Here is a 12,244-nt window from a genome sequence, read left to right on the forward strand (position 1 = left end):
GACCGTCGTGATCACCAACGTTACGCTTGGTGGCGCCAACGCCGGATCGTACACGGTGAGCCAGACCGGCGCCCCAACCACGACGGCTAACATCACGCCGATTGCGCTCACGATCGGCGGTGCATTCCAAGCGGCTGAGAAAATCTACGACGCCACGACCACCGTGACGATCACCAGCAACGCACTCGCCCTCATCGGTGTGCGCGACGGTGACAACGTCATCCTCACCGGCGTCACGTTCGCATTCGCCGACCCCGCCGTCGGCTCACAGAAGCCGGTTGGCATCATCAGCGCGGCACTCGGTGGCAGCGCCGCCGCTAACTACACGCTCATCCTGAATGGCGCCCCCGTCGCCACCGCCAGTATTCTTGCGGCTACGCCACCGACGGTACCGCGTACGGTGGTCGGCGTCGCGGGCGACGGGCGGATCACGCTTACCTTCGGGATCCCGGCCAACGAGGGATGTCGCGCCGTGACCGGCTACGTGGTCGAGAGCAGCACGAACAACGGCGCCACCTGGCAGCGTAACTTGTTAAACGGGCGTACGCCCACCTCGTGGGTGCTCCAAGGGCTCACCAACAACGTGCCCACACGAGTGCGTGTCGCCGCCGTGAACACGTGTGGTATGAGCCCGTTCGTCGAGGCGCCGGGCCCGCTCGTGCCTATCGGTCCGACCCGCACGACCAGCGGACAACCCACGACCGCCCCGCGCGGCACCGGTACGCTGTCGTCAAGCAATACGCCGGTCACGTTGGAAGTGGTGCGCGATACCCTCCTGCGCCTCTCCGACGGAACCGTCACGCTCACGTTGCGTTCCAGCGATGCTTCCGAGTCGGCCATCCCGATCGACAGCAGCCGGACCCTGCAGCTCGACAACGGTGGACGCGCCACAGCCGAAGGCCGCGGCTTCGCACCGGGCACCTACGGGTCAATATTCATCTACGCACCGAACGGCACGCCGCTCCTGCTGGGCATGGTGGTGGTTGGAAGCGACAGCACGTTCCGCCTGACGGTCTCGATCCCCGCATCGCTGCCGCCCGGCGACTACACGCTGCAGGTGAACGGGATCGATCGCACGCGCACGCCGCGTTCGGCGTCCCTCGGTGTGGAAGTAGCGGAACCGCCGCCCGACGTCGAACTCACCGCCGTGCCCGATCAGCTTTCGCCGGCAGCCGGTGATACGATCACGATCGCGCTGACGGTCCTGAACACGGGCGCCGGCCCCGCGATCGATGTCATCATCCCACGCGCCTTCAGCGAAGCTGGCTTCACGATCGTGAAGATTACGCCGATCGACGGCAGCTACAACGACCTCACAAGGCAGTGGACGATCCCCCGCATCGAGCCCGGCGCGCGCGCGCGCCTGCTGCTCACCGCCATCGTGCTGCCGCCTGCCGCTCTTCAGCCGAACACGCCATGACTTCCCGCTTGCCTTCCCGCACGCTTCGTCCCATGACATCGCCTGCGCGGCGCGCGATGCGCGCACTACTGGCCGCATCATTGGTCGTGACCGCCTGCGCCCCCGCCGACATCGTGCGCTCGGTTGATCGCGCGCCGGGGAGCATCGACCTGACGGTGGTCAATACCTTGCCACTCGAAAGCTTCGGTGATACCGCCCTCGTGCAGTCGCGCGTGCTCGATCAGGCAGGAGCCGCCCTGGCCGACGTGCCACTGCGCTGGTCGGCCTCACCCGCCGGCATCGTAGAGATGGTCGGCAACGGCGCGTTCAGCGCCGTCGGCAATGGTCGCGTCTCGATCATCGCTGAAGTCGATCCAGCGCAATCGGGCGTGCGTCCGCGCGGCTATTTCAGCGGACCGCTGGCCGACACGGTCGTCATCGAAGTACGCCAGCGTGCGCTACGTCTCGACATCACGGTCTCCGACACTACCTTCAGATTACTCGGTACCGTACGGTCGCTACGGGCGGTCGTCACGGATCGTCGCGGGAACATCATGGGACCCATCGTGGCACCGGTATCATGGTACTCCGTGAATGCCACGATCGTAAGTATCGACAGCGCTGGTGTCGCGCGTTCCCGCGCCGAGGGCCGCACCAACATCGTCGCCACCAGCGGCGAACTCTCGGCCACCACGGTCATGACGGTCACACCCCGTCTGCCACACGTGTCATGCATGGTGTACGCGCGGCGGCGTCAGGCGAATACCTCGTGCGTGTCGCTCGACTTCGTGCTGCGCGAGCGGGAGGCCGGACGATGAAACGCGTCAACGCCGTCGCTGCCTGTCTAGTCATGCTCGCTCCGGCACTCCAGGCGCAGAACGCCTCGCGGGATTCGTCGACCTGGTCTCGCGTGAGCGTCTCCGTTCGCTACGGGGTGTTCACGCCATCGGGGAACAGCGAGGCGTACTCGCTCATCGACCGCGCCCTCTATTCCGGCGCCGCCACGTTGAATCCGCGTATCGCCGGTGCCGATGTCGCCGTGCGCCTGACACCACGCTGGAGCGCCCGACTCGGTATCGAGTCGGGCGAGCGCACGATGGAATCTGTAAGCCGCGTATCGCCAGCTACGACCACCAGCCCCGTGGCACAACAGACCGCACTTCAACTCACCTCAGTGCAGTCACTGGGCGTCGAATGGCGTGCGGCGCGCTGGGCGCGTGCACAGGGCGCGGGTGCGGATCGCGCGCGACTGATACTCGGCGCCGGCGTAGGCACGGCGCGTTATCGCTTTCAGCAGTGGGGCACTTTCGTGGACGCCGAGCGGCTCGTGGCCTATCGCGACGATTTCTACTCGACCGGACGCGGACTGTTCGAATACGTGAGCGCGGGCGTGGACGTGCCTGTCACGCGCTGGGTCGCCCTGCAGGGTACGGTGCGCCAGCAGTTCGGCGCGGCGCCGATGAGCGATGACTACGCGACCTTCGACCGCCTCGACCTTGGTGGCACGAACGTCAGTGTCGGGGTACGCTTCTCGCCTGCCGAGCTGCTCGGCAGGCGATAGCACAGTCCGACTTACAGCAGCGACACGTAGTGCGGCTCGAACATCGCCTCGGTCACCGCCGCGGCGATGTCTGCTGGCCGCTCGACCCGCGCCAATCCGCGGTCGAACGCCAACGTGGCCACTTCGATCGCGATGACGCGCGACACTTCGCGAATGCGCGACAGGCTAGGATAGATTCGTCCCATGGTCAGATCATCGTCGGTAACCATCGACGCGAGCGTGCGCGCGGCGGCGGCAAACATGGCCTCCGTGACGCGTGACGACGCACTGACCATGACGCCGAGTCCGACACCGGGAAAGATGTAGGCGTTATTGCCCTGCCCCGGCACGTGCGTCCGGCCCATGTACGTGACCGGTGCGAACGGACTCCCGCTGGCGAAGATCGCGCGACCCTCGGTGCCCGCGTATGCCTCCAGGGCGGTGCACTCGGCCTTCGACGTGGGGTTGGACAGCGCGAGCACAATCGGACGTTCGTGCTCCTTCGCCATTGCCGCCAGCACGTGCGCGGTGAACGTATTCGGCGTTCCCGACACACCGATGATCGCGTGCGGCTTCAGCGATTCCACCGCTTCGAGCAGGGTGCTCATCGGCGCATGATCGTGCGCGAAGCGCTGCTTGTGTTCCGCAAGGTCGGTGCGCGACTGCTCCACCAACCCCTTCGAGTCCACGAACCAGCAGTGACGACGCGCCTCTTCGAGTGACAGGCCTTCTGAACAGAGTGCTTCGACCACGAGATCGCCAATGCCGATGCCGGCCTCGCCGGCGCCCAGGAACAACAGGCGCATGTCGCGCAGCGGTGTGCCACTGATACGTGCCGCAGAGTACAGTCCTGCCAGCGCCACCGACGCCGTACCCTGAATATCGTCGTTGAACATGCAGATGCGATCGTGCCAGCGTTCGAGCAGCGAGAACGCGTTGTGATTGCCGAAGTCTTCGAACTGCAGACAGGCCAGTGGGAAGCGCGTCTGCACCGCCTCGACGAATTCATCCAGCAGCTCGTCGTATTCAGCGCCGCGCAACCGGGGCTGACGTAGTCCTACGTAGGAATGACTCTCGCGCAACGCGGTGTTGTTCGTCCCCACGTCGATCGTGATCGGGAGACACTGGCTCGGCGCCACGCCGGCACACGCGGTGTACAGCGTGAGCTTGCCGATGGGGATGCCCATGCCGTTGGCACCGAGATCGCCCAGGCCGAGTATGCGCTCGCCATCCGTGACCACGATCATGCGGATGTCATCCTGCGGCCAGTTGGCGAGCACCTCTGCCACCTGTCCCTTGTCGGCAGCGGTGATGTACATGCCGCGGCTGCGACGGAAAATGCGGCCGAACTCCTCGCACGCCTGCCCCACCGTCGGCGTATACAGCACCGGCATCAGCTCTTCGAGGTGGTCCATCACCAGGCGGTAGAACAGCGTGACGTTGCGATCGTGAAGCGCGACCAGATACGCGTACTGCTCGAGCGGCGATGGCTTGGAGCGTACGCCTGGCAGAATGCGTGCAAGCTGCTCGTTCTGCGTCATCACGCGCGGCGGCAGCAGCCCACGCAACCCAAATGCATCGCGCTCGGCGTCCGTGAATGCGGTACCCTTGTTCAGGACAGGGTCCTGCAGCAGATCGGCGCCGCGTTTGAGTTGGAACGGGATCGTCACGGCTTCTCCAGAGAGCGAATCTGTGCGCTGCACTTGATTTCCACGCGGGCGGCGGGACGCGGAAGGGCCGTCACGGCAACCGTTGCGCGCGCTGGCGGATCGACGCGAAAGAACTCGGTATACACACCATTCATCGCGGCGTAGTCGCGCATGTCGGTCAGGAACACCGTGCACTCACCAACGTCGGCCATGGTGGCACCCGCTGATTGCAGTGCGGTGCGAATGTTCTCGAGTGTCTGACGCGTCTGACTCTCGACACCGCCCTCGATGATATCCTGAGTGCCCGGCTTGATGCCGGTCATGCCCGACACGAACACCTGCTGCCCGGCGCGGATGGCCACCGAGTACGCCGGCACCAGCGGTGCGATGCCCGGAGGATCGATCGTGTGGCGAGGGAGGGAGGAAGCGGCGCAGCCGGTGAGCAACAGGCCGAACGCCGTACCGCTACCGATGGTCAGGAATGCGTTGCGCATGGTGGTAGTTTCGTGAAGCGGGGAATGGCGGGTTTCGCCATGGTGGCGCTATCGCTTGTGCAGGACCAGCGCAGCCTCCGCCACCAGTCCGTCCACCAGCGTGGCGAGGTGGGTGTCGTCCGTGCGCGCGTTCATCACCGTAACACGCAACACACGACGACCGTCCAGCGTGGTGGCCGTAATCCAGCCGCGCCCCGAGCGGTTGTAGCGCTCGCGGAGCGCGTCCGTCAGCGTGTCGAGATCCTCTCCCGTAATGCCCTCCGGCCTCCACGCAAAGCAGAGAATATTCGACATCGGTTCGTGTAACGGTACAAAATCTCTGCGTGCGCTGAGCAGGCCGTGCAGCGTCTGCGCCATGCGACAGAGCCGATCGTACAGGCGCGCCAGATTGTCCGACCCGTAGCGCTCGATCGCTACCCACAGCTTCAGCACATCAGCGCGGCGTGAACACTGAAACGACCGGGGACCCAGATCCCAAATCTGCGCGGCGGAGCCGGAGCTGAAGAGATACGGCGCCTCCTGCGTGAAGGCGCGCGTGAGATCATCCTGACTGCGTACCAGCACCATCCCCGCCGACAGCGGCAGCAACAGGGTCTTGTGTGGGTCCCACGCCAGCGAACGCGCGCGCACGAGTCCTTGCACGCGATGTCGATGTCGTGGCGACAGCATGGCCGCGCCGCCGTGCGCCGCGTCGACGTGCAGCCACAGTGGACCATGATCGTCCGCGAATTCGTCGCAGAGATCGGCGATCGCGGTCAGATCATCGAAACTGCCGGTGGCCGTGCAGCCTGCGGTCGCCACCACCGCCATCACTCGCGTGCCACCGGTGCACAACGCGTCGAGCCGCGCCCGCAACGCGTCGGGGTCCATCCGCAGCTCGCGCGAGGGAATCACGATCACGCGCGTCATGCCCAGACCCATCGCACCGGCCGCGCGCGATACGGCGTAGTGCGCATGCTCGCCGCATACAACCACCGGCGCGTTCGCGCCCAATCCGTTCGTCCACACGTCGGGCACGGCGCGACTACGGGCCGCCAGCAGTGCGGCGAAGGTCGCTTCGGTACCACCCGACGTCATCGTTCCACCGGCCTGCTCATCCCATCCCACCAGGTCGGTCATCCACGCAATCACCTGATGCTCGAGCGGCGTGAACGACGGTGACATCTCACGCACGGCCTGCGACTGATTCAGTGCACTGATCAGCGCATCGGTCCACACCGCCGCCGGCAATGGCGCCGACACCTGGTGACCGATGCACATCGGATGCGCCAGGCGGTTCACGTCTTGCAGCAGCAGTGACGACAGGCGACGCGCCACATCCGACAACGCACGCGGTCCGCGCGGCATCGGACCGGCCAGTCGATCGGCGATCACCTGCGCACTGTGCCACGTGGACACCGGTCCCTCACCACGACGCGTGTCGGCGAAATAGCTGGCCGCAAGCTCCAGAATCGGTCGCGCCGCGTCGAGCGTCGTGTCCGCGTCGAGCATCGCCAACAGCTCGACGTCGTTGTCCATTTGCGTGTCCATCATGTGCGAGGAAATCGTTCGGTGCGCTGCGTGCGCGCGTCCCAACGCCAGTACTGCGCATTCGTGCAATGCGTGCCACCGATCCATCGATCGATGCCATTGACCCCCACGGCATCCGCACGGGCACGTACCACGTCCTGCCCGAACGGCGTCAGCTGCACGGCACGATCCCAGAATCCTCGACCTTCGGTATCGCGCAGTGGCGCGATCAAGCGGGAGCCGTTGGTATGCACCACGAGCGGACGCGCGCAGTCACTCAGTCGCTCGGCGTACCACGCGAAGCTCCGATCACCGAGCCACACCCACGACTCGGTGGCCTGATACGCCGTGAGCAACTTGCCGAGTATGATGGCGCCCGGCGACAGCGCTTCACACAGCTGTCGCTCGCTGCGCGAGAGCCCCGAGTCGATGTCCGGGTACTCCTCGAGTCGACGACGCAACGCAGCCACCAGATGCGGCAGTCGCACCTGATCGTCGGCGGCGTATGTGCGAGCGGTGACTTCACGATCAAGCCGGTTGGTCACCTCCAGTAGATCGTCGGGCGTCGGCGCCGTGAACGCGCGCCAGGCCACCCCGCCATGCACCAGATCCTGCGACGTAATCGCTCGCCGCGTCGCGTACAGCGGCGCCAACTTCTCCGGCAACATCGGGCCGAGATAACAGTCCGCCGGCACGATCGTGAGACGCGGGCGCTCGTGCTCGCCCCGACCTTCGAAGCGTGCCAGGATCTGAATCAGTTGGAGCTGGTCGTACAGATCGGGCTCGAACCACAACACCACCTCGTCACCGGCGCTCACATCGTGCAGCCGCGCATCGCGCTGCTCGAAGTCGGAGACGGCCGCCGCCTCATTCGACCACCCGCGGCTGGCGAGAAATTCGGCGCGAACGCGATGGAACGCCCCGAGGTCGTCATCGGGAGGCACCGGACCGTCGTGCAGGAGGTCGCGCCAGGAAACGATGTCGCCCGGAAGGCCGGAACGCGCGAGAGCGCTCGCCGCCGAGTCGCCGTTGGTAAGGTGCAGGGTGAGCATGGATGCAGTATGTTGTGCATTGCCGAGCAGATGCGCCAGTTGCCACGGGCGTTTGCGTTCGCGGCCCCGCCCTTCGTGTTCTTCACTCTGCTGCCACGATGCCTGAGCCTCGCGCTGTCGCTCCTCATGTTGCGCCCCCTGTGATCGTCGAATCGTCGCCGCTCGCGGATACCATGGAAGAGTTCGAGGTCGAGCCCCTGCTCGAGACGCGGACGGCCCTCTGGGCTGTAATCTTCGCCGGTGGCATCGGCACCCGCTTCTGGCCGCTCAGCACGCCCAAGCGCCCGAAGCAGCTGCTGGCGCTCGTCAATGAGCGGCCGCTCATCGCAGACACCATCGATCGCCTCGCGCCGCTCATACCGGCCGAGCGTGTGCTGGTCGTCACCAGCGCTGATATCGCCGACGCGCTGCACGAGGCCATTCCTGAGGTCCCGCGCGCCAACATGCTGATCGAGCCGCGCCCGCTCGGCACGGCAGCGGCGCTGGCCTGGGGCGCGCATGAAGTCGCCAAGCGCGCCGGGCCGGACACCGTCTTTTGCGCGCTTCACGCCGACCTCTCGGTCGGATTCCCCGACGTCTTCCGCGAGGCACTGCGTCGGGCCGCCACCATGGCGTCGTCGGAATCCGTGCTGGTGGCCCTCGGTGCCAAACCCACCCGCTGCGAAACGGGGTTCGGGTACCTGCAGCCCGGTGCCCAATTCGATCCGTTCGTGTCGCGGGCGGAAGGTGGCGCCTGCCGGGTGGAGCACTTCGTGGAGAAGCCCACCGCCGTGCTGGCCGACACGCTCATCGACAAGGGAGCGCTCTGGAACACCGGCATCTTCGTGTGGCGCGCGCGCGTCGTGCTCGAGGAACTCGAAGCGAACACCAGTGAGCTACAGCACGGCTTGCCCAGGCTCGCCGCCGACGACATGGCGAGCTTCGCCGAACTGGTCACGTCGGTCTCGATCGACCGCGGCTTGCTCGAGCGCAGTCGCAACGTGGTCGTGCTGCCCACCGAGTGTGCCTGGGACGACGTCGGCACCTGGGCCTCGTTGCGTCGCGTGCGCGACCTCGACGACACCGGCAACGGCGTGATGGGCCACGTGCACTGCGTCGACGCCTCCGGCAACGTGATTCACGCCGAGGGCGGCTGCGTGGTCGCCTATGGCATCTCCGGTTTGCTCGTGGTGTCGCTGGACGGACTCACGTTCGTGACCACCCTCGAGCGTGCTTCCGAGCTCGGGCCGCTGCTCAACTCCCTTCCGGGCAGTCTGCGCTACAACCCCGGTCGTACCCCCACGAGCTGATTCGCGCCACGTCGCGGGTCAGCGTCCTTCGAACGTGGGCGCGCGCTTTTCCTTGAACGCCGCCATCGCTTCGCGCACATCGGCACTGGCGAAGCAGCTCTTGATGTGCGTGAACTCTTCGCGGAGTTGCGCGTCGAGCGTGGCGTCCGGGCTGGCGAGCAGCAGACGTTTCGACAGCGCCAACGCCAGTGGCGGCCCTGCTGCCAGCTGCGCCGCGTAGCGCTGCACGCCATCGGCGAACAGGTCCTCCGCCAGCACCGACGTCGCGAGGCCGATCCGCTCCGCTTCGTCGGCGCGAACATCGCGACCCGTGAGAATGATGTCGGTGGCGCGGGCGTGGCCGATCAACCGCGGCAGAAACCACGTCACGCCGGCGTCGGGTGACAATCCCCGGCGCACGTAGCCCGCAGTGACCGTCGCACTGGCGCTCAGCAAGCGAAGGTCACAGGCGAGCGCGAGACCGAAGCCGGCGCCGGCGGCCGCACCATTTACCGCCGCGATCACCGGCTTCTCGCACGACGTGATCGACTGCACCCATCGCCCCACCCAGTAGTACGGATCCAGACGCGTGGCACGATCGGCCGCATCGAGCCGCCCTTGTTCACCGAGATCGAGACCGGCGCAGAATCCTCGTCCCGCGCCGGTGATCACCACCGCACGGACCGCGTCATCCCGCGCCGCCTGCGCCATGGCCATCGGCAGTTCATCCGCGAGCCGCGGATTCACCGCATTGAGGCGTTCGGGACGGTTCAGCGTGATCGTGCGCACGCCAGCCGCTGTGGTGTCGATGAGCAGATGCTCGAAGGAATCGATGTGGGCAGTCATGCTCCAAGCATACAGGCCGCGCCAAGTTCGCGGGGCCGACTTGTGTCGATTCACGTATCGTCCTTCACGCTGCCACTACCACCGATACGGGTGCGTTCGCTAGATCACATGGTGAGCCTGTTCGAACCGGTTATCAGACGCACAGTCCAGTTGGCCACTTTTGCCCCCGCCATGTCTCCCTCCCGCGCTGCTGCTTCCCCGATGATGCTCGACGACCCGACCGCTGCTCAGCAGGGGCCGCTGTACTGTTGCGACGCCCTCGCGCGTACGGCGTCAGAGACGTGCCGTCAGCATGAGCGAATCGCCCGCCTGAATGCGTTGGCGGTCGCGAAGTCCGAGCTCGGTGCGGCCCAGGCCATGGTGGACAACATCGATCTGGCGCTTTCGGAGTGCGTGCGCGACTTCGAGAAGACCTGTTCGAAGGCCACGATCAGCGACGATGCCGACATCCGGCAAGCCGCCAATGCCATGTGGCTGGCGGCCCGTGAATATCTTCGCCGCCACAGCATCGCCGAGAAGGCCACGCGTCAGCTCACACAGCACGATGCCGAGAAGTTCGGCGATCTGCAGCTCGAGTACGAACTCGAAGCGTCGGCGCTACTGGGTCTCAAGCACGCGATGTCGACCTACCAGAAGCTGCGCCCGGATACGCGTTGCCCGTGAGCTCACCGGTCAGCGCGATCTCGAATAGGAGCTTGGATGGCTGCGGGTCACGCGTGAGATAGACCTGTAGCCGCGCGATGATCGCCGGCGCATTCACGCGTATCGCCAGCAATTCGCGTTCGTGCGCCGGTGTGAGCATGGGATAGAAGCTCAGCGTGCAGTGCGGCGTAAAGCGGAAGCGCGCCTGCTTGAAGGGCAACCCGCTGCGCGCGATGCGCTCGTGCAGCGCCCGTAGCGGACCATTGTGATCGAGCGGCAATGACACGATGTCCGTCTGCATGAACCGATGTGGTAACCCCAACGCCAATTCCATCGGCGCGGTGCTCGCGGCAATCGGCTCCAGCGCGTCGCGAATACGCGCTACCGGAGTATCAGTGGGCATAGCACCCACGCCCGACGAGCCGATCAGCGTCACGTGTGGAGGTGTGAGCCGGGCCAGCTTGGGATCGAAACGCTGTTGAATCTCTCGCACCATGGCACCTGCTTCGCCAGGAAGCTCTGCCAGTACGAAAATGCCGAAGGTCGCCGCCATTCCTGAAATCTAGTCGGTGTACACGTCACCCTCACGATCGCGCGACCTCTGAGATATGTTCGCCCTATGGGAGTCGCCATGAAGGTCATCCGGGAGTACGTGAACGAAATGGAAGCGCTCATCGCGCGCAGCGTGCTGGAAGCACATCACATTCCGGCGATCGTGCTCCGCGACGATGCGGGCGGCATGCTGCCCGCCATGCACTTGGTGTATCCCGTGCGGCTTGCCGTGCGTGTGGGCGACGCCACGAACGCACTGCGCATCCTCGATGCCCCATTCGAGGGCGACGAATACATCGACGAGCTGCTCGGCCCCGACGACGCCACCGGGCATAGGTGAGCGGGTCAGCCGTGAACGGCCGCTTCGCCGGACAGGTGGTCCTGCTCACCGGCGCGTCGAGCGGGATCGGCGCGGAGCTGGCGCGACAGTTCGCCGTCGACGGTGCGCGATTGGCGCTCGCGGCGCGCAATGTGGACCGTCTGGAGTCGGTAGCGGCCGTGTGCCGCGCGCTGGGCGCCCAAGCGCTGGTGGTCTCGGGCGATGTGAGCATCGAGACCTCGTGCTCATCGATGGTGGAACGCACTGTGGCGCACTACGGCCGCCTCGACATCATGGTCAACAACGCCGGACTCGGCTCGAGCGGGCCGTTTGAAGCGGTCACCGATCTCTCGATCTTCGACACACTCATGCGGGTGAACTACCTGGGTAGCGTGTGGTGCACGGCGCACGCCCTGCCGCACCTCAAACGCTCGAAGGGACGCATCGTCGCCATTTCGAGTCTGACCGGACTCACCGGTGTCCCCAAGCGCACCGCCTACGCTGCCACCAAACATGCGATGGCCGGTTTTTTCGACTCGCTGCGCATCGAGCTCGAGGGCACGGGCGTGTCGGTCACCGTCATCTATCCCGGTTTCGTGTTCTCCGAGATCAACCAGCGGGCGCTCTCGCCCGACGGCACCCCATTCGGCGACCGCGGCTTCGTGCGGCGGAAAGGGGAAACGATGGAGACCGACGAGTGCGGCCGCCTTATTCTCGCGGCGGTGGCGGGGCGCGACCGCGATCTCGTCATGACGTGGCGCGGCAAGATCGGACGACTGCTCAAGCTGATCTCTCCGAAACTCGTCGACGGGATTGCGCGGCGCGCGATCGAGTCACGGCAGTAGCCATTTCGACTAGCCCACAGCGACCGTCGCCCAGACGGAGCAGATCCGTGCTTTTCCGTGTCATCCGCGGTCTCCGTGTTCCGGCTGTTTTCGGTCTGTCCGCCACCACGAGCGCCTGCCCAGCGGCAC

13 protein-coding genes are annotated in these 12,244 nt (G+C 65.8%); 7 read left to right on the forward strand and 6 right to left on the reverse strand.

Annotation, left to right across the window (positions count from 1 at the left end; all coding sequences use genetic code 11):
• From ACESNG_RS09675 to ACESNG_RS09685, 3 genes are all read left to right on the forward strand, one after another.
• A partial coding sequence (locus tag ACESNG_RS09675) for a YDG domain-containing protein (protein WP_373068760.1) occupies positions 1-1,420 on the forward strand: 1,420 nt, incomplete at its 5' end.
• A gap of 32 nt (positions 1,421-1,452) precedes the next feature.
• Complete coding sequence (locus tag ACESNG_RS09680; protein ID WP_373068762.1) at positions 1,453-2,217, forward strand: hypothetical protein; 765 nt, start codon at positions 1,453-1,455, stop codon at positions 2,215-2,217.
• Positions 2,214-2,960 (forward strand): hypothetical protein, encoded by a 747-nt coding sequence (locus ACESNG_RS09685; protein ID WP_373068764.1) that lies wholly within the window; start codon positions 2,214-2,216, stop codon positions 2,958-2,960. The genes ACESNG_RS09680 and ACESNG_RS09685 overlap by 4 nt, the downstream gene beginning before the upstream one ends.
• 11 nt (positions 2,961-2,971) lie before the next feature.
• On the opposite strand, the gene ACESNG_RS09690 is transcribed toward ACESNG_RS09685, so the two are convergent.
• Genes ACESNG_RS09690 through ACESNG_RS09705 form a run of 4 tightly spaced genes read right to left on the reverse strand, consistent with a single transcriptional unit; the run spans position 2,972 to position 7,643 of the window.
• Positions 2,972-4,609, reverse strand: a complete 1,638-nt coding sequence (locus ACESNG_RS09690; RefSeq protein WP_373068766.1) for an NAD-dependent malic enzyme — start codon at positions 4,607-4,609, stop codon at positions 2,972-2,974.
• A complete protein-coding gene (locus ACESNG_RS09695) occupies positions 4,606-5,082 on the reverse strand; it encodes a RidA family protein (RefSeq protein WP_373068768.1) in 477 nt (158 codons plus the stop codon). The genes ACESNG_RS09690 and ACESNG_RS09695 overlap by 4 nt, the downstream gene beginning before the upstream one ends.
• Before the next feature lie 48 nt (positions 5,083-5,130).
• Positions 5,131-6,615, reverse strand: a complete 1,485-nt coding sequence (locus ACESNG_RS09700) for an aspartate aminotransferase family protein (protein ID WP_373061665.1) — start codon at positions 6,613-6,615, stop codon at positions 5,131-5,133.
• Positions 6,612-7,643, reverse strand: coding sequence for a DUF1835 domain-containing protein (locus ACESNG_RS09705; protein ID WP_373068770.1), 1,032 nt, complete (start codon positions 7,641-7,643; stop codon positions 6,612-6,614). Before ACESNG_RS09705 ends, ACESNG_RS09700 begins: the two co-directional genes overlap by 4 nt.
• Positions 7,644-7,783: 140 nt before the next feature.
• On the opposite strand from ACESNG_RS09705, the gene ACESNG_RS09710 reads away from it, so the two are divergent.
• Complete coding sequence (locus ACESNG_RS09710; RefSeq protein ID WP_373061661.1) at positions 7,784-8,932, forward strand: mannose-1-phosphate guanylyltransferase; 1,149 nt, start codon at positions 7,784-7,786, stop codon at positions 8,930-8,932.
• A gap of 18 nt (positions 8,933-8,950) precedes the next feature.
• On the opposite strand, the gene ACESNG_RS09715 is transcribed toward ACESNG_RS09710, so the two are convergent.
• Positions 8,951-9,757, reverse strand: coding sequence for an enoyl-CoA hydratase/isomerase family protein (locus tag ACESNG_RS09715; protein ID WP_373068772.1), 807 nt, complete (start codon positions 9,755-9,757; stop codon positions 8,951-8,953).
• A gap of 171 nt (positions 9,758-9,928) precedes the next feature.
• Between ACESNG_RS09715 and ACESNG_RS09720 the strand changes: the two genes are divergently transcribed.
• Positions 9,929-10,420 carry a hypothetical protein gene (locus ACESNG_RS09720; protein ID WP_373061657.1) on the forward strand — a complete coding sequence of 164 codons (492 nt, stop codon included), beginning with the start codon at positions 9,929-9,931 and terminating at the stop codon, positions 10,418-10,420.
• Here ACESNG_RS09720 and ACESNG_RS09725 read toward each other — a convergent pair.
• Positions 10,365-10,952, reverse strand: coding sequence for a 2'-5' RNA ligase family protein (locus tag ACESNG_RS09725; RefSeq protein ID WP_373061655.1), 588 nt, complete (start codon positions 10,950-10,952; stop codon positions 10,365-10,367). The two genes, ACESNG_RS09720 and ACESNG_RS09725, sit on opposite strands and share 56 nt — an antisense overlap.
• 78 nt (positions 10,953-11,030) lie before the next feature.
• Between ACESNG_RS09725 and ACESNG_RS09730 the strand changes: the two genes are divergently transcribed.
• Together ACESNG_RS09730 and ACESNG_RS09735 are read left to right on the forward strand one after the other, a co-directional pair.
• On the forward strand, positions 11,031-11,291 hold the full coding sequence (locus tag ACESNG_RS09730; protein WP_373061653.1) for a hypothetical protein: 261 nt from the start codon (positions 11,031-11,033) through the stop codon (positions 11,289-11,291).
• A gap of 11 nt (positions 11,292-11,302) precedes the next feature.
• Positions 11,303-12,115, forward strand: a complete 813-nt coding sequence (locus ACESNG_RS09735) for an SDR family oxidoreductase (protein ID WP_373061651.1) — start codon at positions 11,303-11,305, stop codon at positions 12,113-12,115.
• Positions 12,116-12,244: the final 129 nt, after the last annotated feature.

The sequence above is a fragment of the Gemmatimonas sp. genome (genome assembly GCF_041689975.1).
Taxonomy (GTDB): Bacteria; Gemmatimonadota; Gemmatimonadetes; order Gemmatimonadales; family Gemmatimonadaceae; genus Gemmatimonas.